15 protein-coding genes are annotated in these 15,054 nt (G+C 68.3%); 2 read left to right on the top strand and 13 right to left on the bottom strand.

Going from position 1 to position 15,054, the window contains the following annotated elements; genetic code table 11:
• From BN4348_RS24420 to BN4348_RS22745, 6 genes are all read right to left on the bottom strand, one after another.
• Window positions 1-376, bottom strand: a 376-nt coding sequence (locus tag BN4348_RS24420; protein WP_142308628.1) for a PE family protein, incomplete at its 3' end; no start/stop codon positions are given.
• A gap of 181 nt (window positions 377-557) precedes the next feature.
• Complete coding sequence (gene tuf, locus BN4348_RS24340) at window positions 558-1,748, bottom strand: elongation factor Tu (protein WP_066907286.1); 1,191 nt, start codon at window positions 1,746-1,748, stop codon at window positions 558-560.
• Between the two features lie 174 nt (window positions 1,749-1,922).
• Window positions 1,923-4,028, bottom strand: coding sequence for an elongation factor G (fusA, locus tag BN4348_RS24260; protein ID WP_084453857.1), 2,106 nt, complete (start codon window positions 4,026-4,028; stop codon window positions 1,923-1,925).
• Between the two features lie 70 nt (window positions 4,029-4,098).
• On the bottom strand, window positions 4,099-4,569 hold the full coding sequence (gene rpsG / locus BN4348_RS23255; RefSeq protein ID WP_066907284.1) for a 30S ribosomal protein S7: 471 nt from the start codon (window positions 4,567-4,569) through the stop codon (window positions 4,099-4,101).
• The gene (gene rpsL, locus BN4348_RS23095; RefSeq protein WP_003879423.1) at window positions 4,569-4,943 is read right to left on the bottom strand and encodes a 30S ribosomal protein S12; all 375 of its coding nucleotides are present in this window, start codon (window positions 4,941-4,943) and stop codon (window positions 4,569-4,571) included. Before rpsL ends, rpsG begins: the two co-directional genes overlap by 1 nt.
• Before the next feature lie 271 nt (window positions 4,944-5,214).
• Entirely contained in the window at window positions 5,215-5,865 is a 651-nt protein-coding gene (locus BN4348_RS22745) for a TetR/AcrR family transcriptional regulator (protein WP_066907281.1), read from the bottom strand.
• A gap of 150 nt (window positions 5,866-6,015) precedes the next feature.
• Here BN4348_RS22745 and BN4348_RS22460 point away from each other — a divergent pair, with 150 nt between their 5' ends.
• Window positions 6,016-6,381 (top strand): DUF3060 domain-containing protein, encoded by a 366-nt coding sequence (locus BN4348_RS22460; protein WP_066907279.1) that lies wholly within the window; start codon window positions 6,016-6,018, stop codon window positions 6,379-6,381.
• A gap of 27 nt (window positions 6,382-6,408) precedes the next feature.
• Complete coding sequence (locus BN4348_RS21905) at window positions 6,409-6,891, top strand: DUF3060 domain-containing protein (protein WP_066907275.1); 483 nt, start codon at window positions 6,409-6,411, stop codon at window positions 6,889-6,891.
• On the opposite strand, the gene BN4348_RS21875 is transcribed toward BN4348_RS21905, so the two are convergent.
• Genes BN4348_RS21875 through BN4348_RS21200 form a run of 7 tightly spaced genes read right to left on the bottom strand, consistent with a single transcriptional unit; the run spans window position 6,888 to window position 15,023 of the window.
• Entirely contained in the window at window positions 6,888-7,655 is a 768-nt protein-coding gene (locus BN4348_RS21875) for a crotonase/enoyl-CoA hydratase family protein (RefSeq protein ID WP_066907272.1), read from the bottom strand. The two genes, BN4348_RS21905 and BN4348_RS21875, sit on opposite strands and share 4 nt — an antisense overlap.
• Complete coding sequence (locus BN4348_RS21870) at window positions 7,652-8,371, bottom strand: PaaX family transcriptional regulator C-terminal domain-containing protein (RefSeq protein ID WP_066907269.1); 720 nt, start codon at window positions 8,369-8,371, stop codon at window positions 7,652-7,654. Before BN4348_RS21870 ends, BN4348_RS21875 begins: the two co-directional genes overlap by 4 nt.
• 4 nt (window positions 8,372-8,375) lie before the next feature.
• Window positions 8,376-9,314 (bottom strand): crotonase/enoyl-CoA hydratase family protein, encoded by a 939-nt coding sequence (locus tag BN4348_RS21865; RefSeq protein ID WP_066907266.1) that lies wholly within the window; start codon window positions 9,312-9,314, stop codon window positions 8,376-8,378.
• Window positions 9,315-9,322: 8 nt separating this feature from the next.
• A complete protein-coding gene (locus BN4348_RS21835; protein WP_066907263.1) occupies window positions 9,323-10,951 on the bottom strand; it encodes an acyl-CoA dehydrogenase family protein in 1,629 nt (542 codons plus the stop codon).
• Between the two features lie 47 nt (window positions 10,952-10,998).
• Window positions 10,999-11,835: an extracellular catalytic domain type 1 short-chain-length polyhydroxyalkanoate depolymerase gene (locus BN4348_RS21745; protein ID WP_066907260.1), complete on the bottom strand. Its 837-nt coding sequence runs from the start codon at window positions 11,833-11,835 to the stop codon at window positions 10,999-11,001.
• A gap of 11 nt (window positions 11,836-11,846) precedes the next feature.
• Window positions 11,847-12,602, bottom strand: a complete 756-nt coding sequence (locus BN4348_RS21650) for a deoxyribonuclease IV (RefSeq protein WP_066907291.1) — start codon at window positions 12,600-12,602, stop codon at window positions 11,847-11,849.
• 39 nt (window positions 12,603-12,641) lie between these two features.
• Window positions 12,642-15,023, bottom strand: a complete 2,382-nt coding sequence (locus tag BN4348_RS21200; RefSeq protein ID WP_066907257.1) for an AAA family ATPase — start codon at window positions 15,021-15,023, stop codon at window positions 12,642-12,644.
• Window positions 15,024-15,054: the final 31 nt, after the last annotated feature.

Here is a 15,054-nt window from a genome sequence, read left to right as displayed (position 1 = left end):
CGCCGTTACCGGCCGGGACGGCCGCGGCCGCCGCCTGACTGGGCGCGCCGACCGCGCCCATCGCCGCCTGCTCCACGGTCTGCAGCGGCGAGGCGTTGGCGGCCTCGGCGAGGGCATACTGGGCCGCGCCGCCGCTCATGAGGTCGACAAACTGCTGGTGGAACATCGCCGCCTGGGCGCTGAGTGCCTGGTAGGCCTCGGCGTGCGCGCCGAACAGCGCCGCGATGGTCGCCGACACCTCGTCGGCACCCGCGGCCAACACCCCCGAGGTCGGGGTCAGCGCCGCGGCGTTGGCCGAGCTGATTGCCGACGCGATATTCGCGAGGTCGGAGGCCGCCCCGGACAGGTACTCAGGCGTCGCGAAAACGAACGACATCCGTACCTCCCGGGCGGGTCATCACGATCAAACAATCGGCCGGTCATTAGACACGGACGCAATAAGGCTAAACCTATAGTAACCGCGCCGCCCACGCCCGGTTTCGCCGATTGGCGCGGACGCCGGGAACGAACGAAGCCCGGGCTGCCGATCGGCGGCCCGGGCTTCGTGTCGCACAGAGCTACTTGATGATCTTGACGACCCGGCCGGCGCCGACGGTGCGGCCACCCTCGCGGATCGCGAACCGCAGGCCCTCGTCCATGGCCACCGGCTGGATCAGCTTCACCGAGATGTTGGTGTTGTCGCCGGGCATCACCATCTCGGTGCCCTCCGGCAGCGTCACCACACCGGTCACGTCGGTGGTGCGGAAGTAGAACTGCGGGCGGTAGTTGTTGAAGAACGGCGTGTGCCGGCCGCCCTCGTCCTTGGACAGGATGTAGACCTGTCCCTCGAACTCGGTGTGCGGCGTGGTGGTGCCGGGCTTCGTGACGACCTGGCCGCGCTCGACGTCCTCGCGCTTGATGCCACGCAGCAGCAGCCCGACGTTGTCGCCGGCCTGACCCTGGTCGAGCAGCTTGCGGAACATCTCCACACCGGTGACGGTCGTCTTGGTGCTGGTCGGGCGGATGCCGACGATCTCGACTTCCTCGTTCACGTTGATCACGCCGCGCTCCACACGACCGGTGACAACCGTGCCGCGGCCGGTGATGGTGAAGACGTCCTCGACGGGCATCAGGAACGGCTTGTCGGTCTCGCGGACCGGGTCCGGGATGGACTCGTCGACCGCGTCCATCAGCTCCTCGACGGACGAGACCCACTTGGCGTCGCCCTCGAGCGCCTTGAGCGCGGATACCCGCACCACCGGGGCGTCCTCGTCGAACTCCTGGGCGGCCAGCAGCTCGCGGACCTCCAGCTCGACGAGCTCGAGCAGCTCCTCGTCGTCGACGGCGTCGGCCTTGTTCAGCGCGACCAGGATGTAGGGCACGCCGACCTGGCGGGCCAGCAGCACGTGCTCGCGGGTCTGCGGCATCGGGCCGTCGGTCGCGGCGACCACCAGGATCGCGCCATCCATCTGCGCGGCGCCGGTGATCATGTTCTTGATGTAGTCCGCGTGACCAGGCGCGTCGACGTGGGCGTAGTGCCGCTTGTCGGTCTGGTACTCGACGTGCGCGATGTTGATGGTGATACCGCGCTGACGCTCCTCGGGGGCGTTGTCGATCTGGTCGAACGCCTTGGACTCGTTCAGGTCCGGAAATTTGTCATGCAGGACCTTGGTGATAGCCGCGGTCAGGGTGGTCTTGCCGTGGTCAACGTGACCGATGGTCCCGATGTTGACGTGGGGCTTGGTCCGCTGGAACTTCGCCTTCGCCACTGTTGTGTCCTCCGACTTGTTGGTGCTTTGTTAAGCAGTGTTGATTTCTTGTTGTGCCGCGGTGTTAACCGGGTCAGCTTACTCGTACGCCAGAACTGATTGCTCGGCTCTCCCCCGCAAGCGGGAGGGACCCCCACACTCGTGAGCTTCGCTCACTCGCCGTCGCCTTCGGGCTCACTGACCCGTCGCCTTCGCGATGATCTCCTTCGACACGTTCGCCGGTACTTCGGCGTAGGAGTCGAACACCATGGAGTAGTTCGCCCGGCCTTGGGTCTTCGACCGCAGGTCGCCGACGTAGCCGAACATCTCCGACAGCGGCACGTGCGCCTTGACCACGCGTGCACCGCTCCGCTCCTCCATGGCCTGTATCTGGCCACGGCGGGAGTTCAGGTCGCCGATCACATCGCCCATGTAGTCCTCGGGCGTGGTGACCTCGACGGCCATGATCGGTTCCAGGATCACCGGTTGCGCTTGCGCGGCAGCCTTTTTCAGCACCTGGGAACCGGCGATCTTGAAGGCCATCTCGGACGAGTCGACCTCGTGGAAGGCGCCGTCGAGCAGGGTGACCTTGAGGTTCACCAGCGGGTAGCCGGCCAACACGCCGTACTGCATGGCGTCCTGGGCGCCGGCGTCCACCGACGGGATGTACTCGCGCGGGATGCGTCCGCCGGTGACCTTGTTCTCGAATTCGTAGGTCGCGCCGTCCTCGCCGTGGAACGGCTCGAGGTTGATCAGCACCTTGGCGAACTGGCCCGAGCCACCGGTCTGCTTCTTGTGGGTGAACTCGACCTTTTCCACCACGCGGCGGATGGTCTCCTTGTAGGCGACCTGCGGCTTACCCACGTTGGCCTCGACCTTGAACTCGCGGCGCATGCGGTCCACCAGGATGTCCAGGTGCAACTCGCCCATGCCGCCGATCACGGTCTGGCCGGTCTCGGAGTCCTGGTGGACCTTGAACGTCGGGTCCTCCTCGGCCAGCTTCTGGATCGAGAGGCTCAGCTTCTCCTGGTCGCTCTTGGTCTTGGGCTCGATGGCCACCTCGATGACCGGGTCGGGGAAGGTCATCGACTCGAGCACGACCTGGTCGTTCGGGTCGCTCAGGGTGTCGCCGGTGGTGGTGTCCTTCAGACCGATCACCGCGTAGATGTGACCGGCCGACGCGGTCTCCACCGGGTTCTCCTTGTTGGAGTGCATCTGGAACAGCTTGCCCAGCCGCTCCTTCTTGCCCTTGGTGGAGTTGATGACCTGGCTGCCGGAATCGACCTTGCCCGAGTACACCCGGACGTAGGTCAGCTTGCCAAAGAACGGGTGCGTGGCGACCTTGAAGGCCAGCGCCGAGAACGGCTCGTCGGTCGACGGCTTGCGCACGACCTCGACGTCCTCCTTGCCGGGGGCGTGGCCGACGGCCGGCGGCACGTCCAGCGGCGAGGGCAGGTAGTCGATGACCGCGTCCAGCATCGGCTGCACGCCCTTGTTCTTGAACGCGCTGCCGCACAGCACCGGGTAGGCCTCCGAGCTGATCGTCAGCTTGCGGATCGCGCCCTTGATCTCCTCGACGGTGAGCTCCTCGCCGCCCAGGTACTTCTCCAGCAGCGTCTCGTCTGTCTCGGCGACGGACTCGAGCAGCTTGGTGCGGTACTCGTCGGCCTTCTCCTGCAGCTCGGCGGGGATGTCGACGACGTCGTACTTCTCGCCGAGCTTGGCCTCGGCGCTCCACACCTTGGCCTTCATCTCGACCAGGTCGACGACGCCCTCGAAGTCACCCTCGGAGCCGACGGGCAGCTGGATCGGGATGACGTTGGCGCCCAGCCGCTCTTCCATGGTCTTCACCGAGAAGTAGAAGTCGGCGCCGATCTTGTCCATCTTGTTGACGAAGCAGATCCGCGGGACGTCGTATTTGTCGGCCTGGCGCCACACCTGCTCGGACTGCGGTTCGACGCCCTCCTTGCCGTCGAAGACGGCGACGGCACCGTCGAGCACGCGCAGGCTGCGCTCCACCTCGACGGTGAAATCAACATGGCCAGGCGTGTCGATGATGTTGATCTGGTTGTCGTTCCAGAAGCAGGTGGTGGCCGCGGAGGTGATGGTGATCCCCCGCTCCTGTTCCTGCTCCATCCAGTCCATGGTGGCGGCGCCGTCGTGCACCTCACCGATCTTGTAGCTGATGCCGGTGTAGTAGAGGATGCGCTCGGTCGTCGTCGTCTTGCCGGCGTCGATGTGCGCCATGATGCCGATGTTGCGGACCTTGGTCAGGTCGGTCAGCACGTCCTTCTGTGCCACAGAAGTCTTCCCACTCTTTCGATTGCTTGGTTAGCTGTCGTTACGCCTCCGGCATCATCGCCGGCGGGTCTCACCAGCGATAATGCGCGAAGGCGCGGTTTGCCTCGGCCATCTTGTGGGTGTCCTCACGCCGCTTGACGGAGGCCCCGAGGCCGTTGCTGGCGTCGAGGATCTCGTTGGCCAGCCGCTCGATCATGGTCTTCTCCCGGCGCTGCCGCGAGAAGCTGACAAGCCAACGCAGCGCCAGCGTGGTGGACCGGTCAGGACGCACCTCGACGGGCACCTGGTAGGTCGCACCACCGACGCGGCGGCTGCGCACCTCCAGGGCGGGCTTGACGTTGTCGAGAGCACGCTTGAGGGTGATCACGGGATCCGTACCAGTCTTTTCCCGCGCATTCTCGAGCGCACCATAAACAATGCGCTCGGCGAGCGATTTCTTCCCCTTGAGCAGAACCTTGTTCACCAGCTGAGTGACCAGCTGCGACCCGTACACGGGGTCGTTCACCAGCGGACGCTTGGGCGCGGGCCCCTTGCGCGGCATTAGCTCTTCTCCTTCTTGGCGCCGTAACGGCTGCGAGCCTGCTTGCGGTTCTTGACGCCCTGGGTGTCGAGCGAACCGCGGATGATCTTGTACCGGACACCGGGCAGGTCCTTGACCCGGCCACCACGCACCAGCACCATCGAGTGCTCCTGCAGGTTGTGGCCCTCGCCGGGGATGTAGGCGGTGACCTCCACCTGGCTCGTCAGCTTGACGCGCGCGACCTTCCGAAGCGCCGAGTTCGGCTTCTTCGGGGTGGTGGTGTACACGCGGGTGCATACGCCACGGCGCTGCGGGCTGCCCTTCAGAGCCGCGGTCTTGACCTTGCCGATCTTGTCCCGACGACCCTTGCGGACCAGCTGCTGAATGGTTGGCATCTACCGGCTTTCTGTGTTGTCGTTCGTGTTCTGGCTCAAGCTGTTAAGTCTGTGTACTGCAGTTTCGCCCGCCCCGGGTAAGCTCGCCTACCCCGCGGCCGGGTGTGTCGCAAGCGCTCAGCACGGCAGTCGATCCGGTGCGTCGGGGACATGCGAATTAGCCCGGCATCCGCTCCCTTACGTCAGGCGCCGTAAGCCGCCAGGCACGAGCTACCACAATACCCGCCGCCGGTCTCGCTGGTCAAAGCGGCGGCGAGGGGACTGACGGCGACTAGTTCGGTGCGGCCTGGTGCGCGGTGCGCCTGCTCAGACCCTCCATACCCCGCGCCAGCCGCAGCACCATGTCGGAGAACAGCACGTCCGTGTCGATGTCATCCATGACCCCGGTCATCTCCAGCAACACGAAGCCGTGCAGCGCCGACCAGAATTCCAGCGCGGCGTGGAAGGCCTCCTCACCGCCGAGGCCGTAGGAGGCCAGCACGGAGATGACGGGCGCGGCCGCGCCCCTGGTGGCGGCCGCGTACTCGGGGTCGTCACCGCCCAGCGGCATCCGGGTGAACGCGGAGTATCGGCCCGGGTGGTGATGGGCGTAACTGCGGTAGGCCCCGGCCATGACCAGCACCGCGTCGTCGCGGGCGCGACCCTCGCCGACCCTGTTCAGCATCGTGATGATGTCGTCGATGACGCGGATCCGCACCGCGCGGCGCAGGTCCTCCAGGCTGTCCACGTGGTTGTACAGCGACGGCCCCTTGGTGCCCAGCTGGGTGGCCAGCGCGTTGATCGTCAGCGAGTCCCAGCCCTCGCGGTCCAGGAACGTCAGGGCGCCGTCGACGATGCCTTCGCGGCTCAGCTTGGCCGGGCGGGAACCCGACTTCCCGGCGCGCTGGCGCCCCGCCGCCGACGGCGGTTCTGGAGCTGCCATGGCGATCGCCCTTCCAGTGGTGCGGGTGGGTTAACTAATGACTCTAGTTGACGATGGCCGGGAAACTGGTGAGCCGATGACCCTGCCGCCAGGCGGGCGGATACACGTAATCTCTTTCCAGGCTGACTCGAACGCCGAAGGGGGCTCGCCGTGAAGTGGACAACCGCCGCGGGGCCGCTGGTGACCTGCGCCCTCGTCGTCCTCGCCCCCACCCCGGCGGCGCCGGCCAAGAACGGCGACACCCACGTCACCGGGCAGGGCGTCGATCAGACACTGGACTGCAACGATGCCACCCTGATCGTCAACGGCAGCGACAACGTCGTCAACGCCAAGGGCAACTGCTGGGCGGTGACGGTGATGGGATCGGGCAACACCGTCATCGCCGACTCCGTCACCCACGACATCACCGTGTACGGCTACGACCAGACCGTGTTCTATCACGGCGGCGACCCGATCCTCTGGGACCGCGGGCGCGAACTTGGCATGACCAACCGGCTCCAGCAGGTGCCGGGCTGAGCACCGGATCGAGAGAATCGAGGATCGATGCGCGACCACATCACCGACCGCCCGTCCAGGCTCGCCGCGCTCGCGTTGGCGCCGGCGGCCGCGGCGTTAGTGCTGGCGGGTTGCAGTTCCACCGCCAACCCGCCCGCAGGCTCGACCACCACCACGACGACGAGCAGCACCACGACGACCAGCGCCGCGGCGGGGCCGACGAGCACGAGCGGTGCCAGCACCACGGCGTCCGTCGAGATCGGCAACACCCTGAACTACGGGTCGATGGGGACCACGGCCACCCTCGATTGCGCCAACGGCAAGTCGCTGAACGTGGGCGGCTCGAACAACACGTTGACCGTCACCGGCACCTGCGAGACGGTGACCATCGGCGGCGCGAACAACAAGATCACCCTCGACAAGGTCAACACGCGCATCACCGTGGTGGGGCTGAGCAACACCATCACCTATAAAGACGGCGATCCCAAGGTCGACAACCTCGGCTCGAGCAACTCGATCAGCAAGGGCTAATTCGCCGGCGCGCCATGGCGGCCGGCGCCCGCGGCGAACCGCCCGGCCCCTTCCGCGGCCTCGGCGGCGACCCGCGAGATGCTGGCGAATTCGAAGTCGATGGCCTCGGGTTCGGGCCTTCCCCACTGGTACAGCGCTGAGCGCCGGTCCGATCGCATGCACTGCTGCGGCAGCTCCGCGAGCTGGGCCGCCAGTTGCTCGGCCGCTTGGCGCGCTTGGCCTTTCGGCACGACGCGGTTGGCCAACCCCATCGCCAGCGCTTCGTCGGCTTTGACCCCGCGGCCGGTGAGGATCATGTCCATTGCGCGGCTCTGCCCGATCAGCCGGGGCAACCGCACCGTGCCGCCGTCGATGAGCGGCACGCCCCAGCGCCGGCAGAACACCCCGAACACGGCGTCCTCCTCGGCCACCCGCAGGTCGCACCAGAGGGCCAACTCCAGGCCCCCGGCGACGGCGTAGCCGCTGACGGCGGCGATCACGGGTTTGGACAGCACCATCCGGGTGGGCCCCATCGGGCCGGGGCCCGTGCGGTGCACGGCGTTGGCGTCGGGTGTGCCGAAGGATTTCAAATCGGCTCCGGCGCAGAAGGTTCCGTTGTCGCCCCAGAGCACGGCCACCGACGCGGTGTCGTCGCGGTCGAATTCGTCGAACGCCGCGTAGAGCGCGGCGGCCGTCGGGCCGTTGACGGCATTGCGCGCGCCCGGCCGGTCGAGGATCACCGTCGTCACGGCGCCGTTGCGCTCTACGCGCACTGGATCACTCATGTCACCTCCAAAGGGGATGGGTCACGCCGCCGCGCCAGCTCGGTGGCGAAGTCGTGGTAAGCCTCGCGCAGCCGGTCGCCGGGCCAATCGGGCGGCAATAGTTCGGCGGGCAACATCGGGTCGGTGAGCACGTGGCGCACGATGCCCGTGGCCGCCACGAACCGGCCGGGAATGTCGGAGGCGCCGGACATTTCGCCGAGCAACCGGTGGCCGGTGCGGGCCCACCCCGGCAGGTCCCACAGCTCGCCGGCCAGCTCCGCCGGCGCGTCGTCGCGCGCCGTGAGCACCCGCACCCGCCCCGCGACATCGGGATCCAGGTCCAGCCGCAGGTTGTCGGGCCGCATCCACACCCCCTCGCGGAGTTCGCCAAAGCGCTTGCCGTGCATGCCCGTCCGCAACGCCGCCCGGGTGCGGGCGTCGCCGCCCACGCTGGTCACGATCAGCACGACCCAGTCGCCCCGCCACGGGCGGGTGCGGGGGTGCATGGCATCGTCCTGGCGGCGCTGGCGGGCCAGCAATCGATCCGAGAGCCGGTAGCCGTCGGCGGACCGGATCAGGTCGCCGGCGCCGACCATCCGGGTCAGCGCCACCCGCAGCGCGGTCTCCTTGATGCCGAAATCAGCTGTCAGCCTGACCAATTCGCCGGCACTCGCGCACGCGGGGTGCGCGCCGAGCAGCACGCTGAGCACCACCGAGCGGGCCGTCATGTCGGGCAACGGATCACACCCCCGAGGCTGCGCGGCCGTGGTCGCCGAACGGCTCGTCGCGATGCCGCACCGCCTCCCGGAAGCCGTGCTCGACCGCGTCGGCCACGAAGGCGTGCCCCTCGGGCGTGTGCCGGGCGACGCCGTCGAACACCGTGCTGACCATCCTGCTGGTGGCCACACCCTGTTGCAGCAGAGCCGAATTGAGCGCCAGCTTGACCATGATCAGCTGGTTGACGGGCACCGCCGCGATCCGCTCCACGAGCCGCTCGGTGCGTTCGTCAAGGTCCTCCGGCTCCGGCGCCTCCACCGCCAGGCCCCACTCGGCGGCCTGCGCGCCGGTGATGCAATCGCCGGTGAGCAGCAACCGCTTGGCGCGCTGATCGCCGAGCCGGTGCGCCCACAGCCCCGCCGCCGGGACGCCCCACACCCGCGTCGGCGGGTAGCCGATCTTGGCGTCGGCCGCCGCGATCACCTGATCGGCGTGCAGCGCGATGTCGGTGCCGCCGGCCACGCAGTACCCGTGGATCTTCACCACCGTCGGCTTGTCGGCGTGCATCAGGCTGGCGAACCCGCGCACGAAGCGGCTCATCATCTGGTAGTCGACCATCGGGTCCCACGGCTGGTCCGGCAGGTGGTTGACCGCCTGGGTCTTGCCGTCCAGCACGGTGCCCTGGTATGCGCCGGTCCCGCCGGCCGAGCCGGTGCGATCGGCGTAGGCGCTCAGGTCGAAGCCCGCGCAGAATCCCTCGCCGCGACCCGACACCAGGATGACGTGCACGCCGGGGTCGAGGTCGGCGCGCTCGACCAACGCCGAGAGCTCCAGCGGGGTGTCCGCGACGATCGCGTTGCCCTTCTCGGGCCGGTTGAAGGTGATGCGCGCAACCCGGTCGGTGACCTCGTAGGTCATCGTCTTCAGGTTGTCGAAGTCGACCGGCCTGATCGCGTGAGTCATGTTGCGGCTCAGCCCTTTACCAGGACCCGCTCCAGGATCGGCGCAAGGTCCAGGCCGGTCGGCATGGTGCCGAACGCCCCGCCCCACCGGCCGTCGAGCCGGGTGGCCAGGAACGCCTCGGCGACGGCGGGGTGCCCGTGCCGCACCAGCAGCGAACCCTGCAGGGCCAGGCAGATGTCCTCGGCGACCTTGCGGGCCCGGTAGGCGATGTTGTCCAGCTCGCCCAGGTCGTGGCGCAGCTTTTCGACGTGCCCGCCCAGCCGCGGGTCCTGACCGGCGGCCGGGGCCAACTCCGCGAACAGCACCTCGACGCATTCGGGGCGAGTCGCCATGGCGCGCAACGTATCCAGCGCGCCGACGTTGCCGGAGCCCTCCCAGATGCCCATCAGCGGCGCCTCGCGGTAGAGGCGCGGCATCCCGGAATCCTCGACGTAGCCGTTGCCGCCCAGGCATTCCAGCGCCTCGGCGGCGTGCGGGGTGGCGCGCTTGCACACCCAGTACTTGCTGGCCGCCAGGCCGATCCGGCGCAGCAGCGCCTCCGTCGCGTCACCGCGCAGCGCCTTGTCGGTGGCGCCGGCCATCCGCATCGCCACGATCGTGGCGGCCTCGGCCTCCACGGCCAGATCCGCGAGCACGTTGCGCATCAGGGGCTGGTCGATCAGGTAGGCGCCGAACGCCTTTCGGTGCTGGGCGTGGTGGATGGCGCGGGTCAGGCCGGTGCGCATGCTGGTCGCGCTGCCCAGCGTGCAGTCCAGCCGGGTCAAGTTGACCATCTCGATGATGGTCGGCACGCCGCGGCCCTCCTCGCCCACCAACCAGGCGACGGCGCCGTCGTACTCGACCTCGCTGGAGGCGTTGGCGTGGTTGCCGAGCTTGTCCTTGAGCCGCTGCAGGAACATCCGGTTGCGGGTGCCGTCGGGCAGCACCCGCGGCAGCAGGAAGCAGGACAGCCCGCCGGGCGCCTGCGCCAGCACCAGGAAGATGTCGCACATCGGCGCGGACGTGAACCACTTGTGGCCGGTCAGCCTGTACGTGCCGTCGCCGTTGGGGGTCGCCTGGGTGCTGCCGGCCCGCACGTCGGAGCCGCCCTGCTTCTCGGTCATCGACATGCCGGCGGTGATCCCGGCCTTGGTGGTCGCCGGTTTCAGCTCGGGGTCATACACGCGACTGGTCAGCAACGGTTCGTAAACCGCGGCGAGTTCGGGGTTGACGCGCAGCGCCGGAACGACGGCATAGGTCATCGAGATCGGACAGGTGTGTCCGGGCTCGACGTTCCAGACCGACATCTTGGCGGCGCGCACCACGTGCGCACCCGGACGCTCGTCGGCCCACGGGGCGGCGTGGACGCCGTGGGCGATCGCCGCACGCATCAGCTCGTGGTAGGCGGGGTCGTACTCCACCTCGTCGACGCGGTGCCCGTATTGGTCGTGGGTGTGCAGCACGGGCCGGTTGCGGTCGGCGAGCTCGCCCCACCGCTGGGCTTCGCGGGTGCCGGCGAGCGCCCCGAGCTCGGTCACCTCTTCGGTGCCCCACTGCCCGCCCTCGCGGATCAGGGCCTCGACGAGCACGGCGGACGTCGCGGGGTTGTGGTTCTCCAGGGTCGGGACCTGGTTGGTGACGGCATGGGTGTCTGGCATGCCACTCATGTTACATTTCTTCGACAGTCGCACAAGAGCTGTAATGGTCAGCGGGGGTGGGCCGCGAAGAATTGCCATAGGGCCTGGCTCGCGAACGGCGGCCACTCGTGTCCGCCGCCCTCGACGGTGACGAGCACGACGCTGCGGCCCCCGGCGCATCCGGCCGTCGACGTGGTCACCGGGCCGCTGGTGGTGGCGGTGGGGGCAGCGCACTGATCGACGTTGCGCCAGAACGCGTTCACGTCCGGCACCGACGGGCCGTTGATGACGCTGAAGCCCTGCCCGCCGCCGTACGGGACGAGTCGATCGGTGGTGCCGTGGATGTGCATGACCGATGTCGGACGCGGGGCCCGGCACGCATTCAGCTGCGTGCCGGCAACCGGGCCGATCGCGGCGAAGATGTCGGTCGTGCACGCCAGCGTGAAGGACATGATGGCGCCGTTGCTCATGCCGGTGGCATACACCTTGGCGGGGTCGACGCCCAGGTTGTTGGCGATGTCGGCGACGGCCGCGCGGATGAAGCCGACGTCATCGACGCCGTCCCGTCCGGACCGGCCGCAACAGGTTTCCCCGTCGACGTTCCACGCGCGGCCGAGGCCATCCGGGTAGGCGACGAGGAACTTGCCCGAATCGGCCAGACCGTCCCATTGGTAATCCCTTTCGACTTGCCTGGCGCTACCGGAATAGCCGTGCATCACGACGACCAGCGGAGCCGAGGCGGGCACGCCGACGGGCTTGTACAACCGATAGCTGCGGTCGAGGCCGCCGACCTTGATGTGGTGCAGGCTGGTCCCGTTCACGAAGCCCGATGGCGGATCGGACCACGACGAGCAACCCACGACCAGCAGAACCACGCCGACGAGCGTCGCGAGCCGACCGAGCATGGGCCGGGAGATCAGCTGCCGGTCTTTTCCCGCAGGAACGCGATGTCGTCCTTGCGGCCCTCGTCGGCGGTTTCGCAGATGACGGGGGCGTCGGCGGCCTTCACCACCCCCGCGAGCAGCTCGGGATCGATCTGGCCGGTGCCGAAGTTGGCGTGCCGGTCGGCGCCCGAGCCCGCCGCGTCGCGCGAGTCGTTGCAGTGCACCAGGTCGATGCGGCCGGTCAGCGCCTTGATCCGGTCGACCGCGTCGATCAGCTCCTCACCCGCGGCCCACGCGTGGCAGGTGTCCAGGCAGAAGCCAATGCCCTTGTCCCCGATGCGATCCCACAGCCTGCCGATGGTGTCGAAATAGCGCGCCATCGCGTGGTCGCCGCCCGCGGTGTTCTCCAGGTACACCTGCACCTCGGTTTCGAGGTAGTCCAGCGCCTTGACCCAGCGCTCGAAGCCGGCCTCCATGTCGTTGTCGTCGGCGTGGCCGCCGTGCACGATCACCGCCGTCGCGTTGATCTCCGACGCCGCGTCGCAGGTGTCCTGCAGGATCTTGCGCGACGGGATGCGGATGCGGTTGTTCGCCGAGGCCACGTTGATGAGGTACGGCGCGTGGACGTACAGCGGGATGGTCGACGCCTTCAGCGCCTCGGCGTCGTCGCGCGGCTTGGGCTTCTTCCAGCTCTGCGGGTTGCCGAGGAAGAACTGGACCGCGTCGGCGCCGTCCGCCTGCGCGGCGGCCAGGGGATCGTCCTGGTGGACGTGCGAACCGATGAGCACGGTGGCCATTGTAGTGAGCCGTGCCGACGAGGCCGCCCGCTAACCGAGCCCGGCGTCGACGAGCAGCTGTGGTAGCCCGTGTCGGGCGCACAGGGCGCGAACCGCGGCGATGTGGTCTCGCGCGTCGTCCGCCAGCCCGGCGGCGGTGAGGGTTTCGGCCAACAGCAGGCGGGCATGAAGGGCCGCCAGCGGCCGAGCGGTCGGGTCAATCCCCCCGAGCAGGGCGCCGGCGCGCCGGCAAGCCCGGTCGCGGTCGTCGGCGGCGCGGCTTCGCGAGAGCAGGCGGATGCCGGAGGCCTCGTCCAGCTCGGCCGTGATGGTGGCGATGCCATTGGAACCGTGAAAGACCCGACGCACGGCCCGCAGCCGAGCGGCCTCCTGCGGGGCGATCGGCAGCTGCAATCTGACCCGTTCATGGTTGATGGCGGCCGCCAGCCGCGGCAACCCCAACTTCTTGGCCACCGCCATGCCGGCGTCGAGGCGACTGGCCGCGGCGTCGCGGTACCCCTGGTGGGCTTTGATTCTGGCGCTGACGGCGTATTGCGCCACCAGGTAATCGACGGCGCCGGCTTCGGGCCCGAGCCGGTAGCTCTCCTCGAGTAGATCCGCCGCCTCGGCGAATTCGCCCGTCTCGTAGAGCAATTCGCCGAGCAGCGCGCCGGCGTGTCGCGCCGCTTGCGACTCCCGCCCCGCCGCCGCGCCGATTTCGAATGCCTTCCGGAAGCTGCGCAGCGCGCGAGGGATGTCGAGCTGGTGTCGGGCCGCAATGCCCGCCCAGCAGCTGTGGTACCCGGCGGCGACCCCCTCGTCGTAGGGCGCCGCCCATTCCAGGGCCCGATGGGCCGCCTCGAAGTCGAAGCGGTAGATCCCCGCGAACGCCGCGACGGTTGCCGCCGCCTGGGGCAGCACCGGGCGCAGGGTCTTCGGCCTCGATATCACCCGGGCCACCAGCGGGGCCAGGCCTTCGACCCGGTCGGCGTTCATCTGGGCCACCGCCCGCAACACGTCGGCCTCCAGGGTCAGATCTGCCCGCGTCGCCTCGGGCAGGTCCGCTTTCGCTATGGCGGGGGTGACGCGGTCGAGTGCGGCCTCGATGGCGTCGGGGCGCTGCAGCAGAATATTGGCCGCCGCCACGGAAAGGTGCAGCCGTGGCCGCGAACTCACCAGTTGCGGGGGCAGTTTGTCGATGATGCCGAGAAAGGTGGTCATGCGCGATCGGTTGACCGATCCAATCGTCCTGTCCCGCTCGACGAGGTCGACCGCCCGGGCGGCCTCCCCCGCGGCCAGCGCGTGATCGACGGCATAGCCGAGGTAGCCGTGCTCGGCGAACCAGTCCGATGCGGTGCGGTGCAGGCGCTTCAGGCGATCGGGGCTGTCACGCTCAAGGCGGCGCCGCAGAAACTCGGCGAACATCTGGTGGTAGCGAAACCACGTCGGGTCATCGTCAGTGCGCCGCAGGAACAGACCGCGTCGCTCGACGTCCTCGAGTGCGTCCTGCCCGCCGCCGATCCCGGCCAACACCGATGCGAGCTCCCCGCAGGTCCGTTCGGTGATCGACGTCGCAAAGAGGAACTCAAGCAATTCGGGCTCCAGGGTGGCCAGGACATTTTCGGCGAGAAGTTCACCGACCACCTCGTTGTCCCCCGACATTCGGCGCAGCAGGGCGGCGACCCCACTCTCCGAGCCGCCGCCACGCAGCGACAGCCTCGCCAACTGCAGGGCGGCGGCCCACCCGTCCGTCGAGGCGGTCAGGGCCGCCACGTCGCTGTCCGCCAACTGCAGCCCGGCAATGTCCTTCAGCAGCGCTTGCGCCTCATCGGCATCGAAACGGAGCTTGTCACAATCGATTTCGACCAGTTCGTCACGAAGTCGTAACTTACTCAACGGCAACCGGGCGCGCGACCAGCTGTTCACGATGAATTGCAGGTGCTGAGAGCCATGGTCGATCAGGAAACGCAGAGCCTCGGTCGTCCGGTGGTGCGATACCCGCTGCCAATCGTCGATCACCAGCGTGACCGGGGTACCGTCCTGGTCGATCTCGTCGATCAGCGACGTCAGGACGTAGCGCACCGCCTCCTCCCCGCGCTCTTCGAGCACCTTCCCCAGCGAGGCGGCCACGGCGGGATGGACCCGTCGGATCGCCTCGAGCACATGCGTGAGAAACCACGCCACGTTGTTGTCATCGTCATCGACCGTCAACCAGGCCACCGCCACACCGGAGCCGCTCAGTTCCGCTCGCCACTGCTCCACCAGCGTGGTCTTGCCGAAGCCCGAGGGCGCATAAATCAGGATCAGCCGCCGACGCCCGGCCGCGCGGAGAACGGCCATCAACTTGTGGCGGGTGACCAACGATTGCACCGCGACCGGCGGGCGGAATTTCGTCGCAGGCGCCGGCGGCGCCTGTGAAGACAAGTCGCCCATCGATTCTCACCGTCCTCGACGACAGAAATGT

It is taken from the genome of Mycobacterium interjectum, assembly GCF_900078675.2.
GTDB lineage: Bacteria > Actinomycetota > Actinomycetes > Mycobacteriales > Mycobacteriaceae > Mycobacterium > Mycobacterium interjectum.
Note: the sequence above shows the minus strand (reverse complement) of the source record. Positions and strands in the feature narration are given on the sequence as shown.

Excerpts from the sequence above, each read along its gene's own strand:
- BN4348_RS21200 (WP_066907257.1), bottom strand. The coding sequence starts at position 15,023 with ATGGGCGACTTGTCTTCACAGGCGCCGCCGGCGCCTGCGACGAAATTC.
- BN4348_RS21875 (WP_066907272.1), bottom strand. The coding sequence starts at position 7,655 with ATGAGTGATCCAGTGCGCGTAGAGCGCAACGGCGCCGTGACGACGGTG.
- rpsL (WP_003879423.1), bottom strand. The coding sequence starts at position 4,943 with ATGCCAACCATTCAGCAGCTGGTCCGCAAGGGTCGTCGGGACAAGATC.
- BN4348_RS21865 (WP_066907266.1), bottom strand. The coding sequence starts at position 9,314 with ATGACTCACGCGATCAGGCCGGTCGACTTCGACAACCTGAAGACGATG.
- BN4348_RS21905 (WP_066907275.1), top strand. The coding sequence starts at position 6,409 with ATGCGCGACCACATCACCGACCGCCCGTCCAGGCTCGCCGCGCTCGCG.
- rpsG (WP_066907284.1), bottom strand. The coding sequence starts at position 4,569 with ATGCCGCGCAAGGGGCCCGCGCCCAAGCGTCCGCTGGTGAACGACCCC.
- BN4348_RS21835 (WP_066907263.1), bottom strand. The coding sequence starts at position 10,951 with ATGCCAGACACCCATGCCGTCACCAACCAGGTCCCGACCCTGGAGAAC.
- BN4348_RS22745 (WP_066907281.1), bottom strand. The coding sequence starts at position 5,865 with ATGGCAGCTCCAGAACCGCCGTCGGCGGCGGGGCGCCAGCGCGCCGGG.
- BN4348_RS21745 (WP_066907260.1), bottom strand. The coding sequence starts at position 11,835 with ATGCTCGGTCGGCTCGCGACGCTCGTCGGCGTGGTTCTGCTGGTCGTG.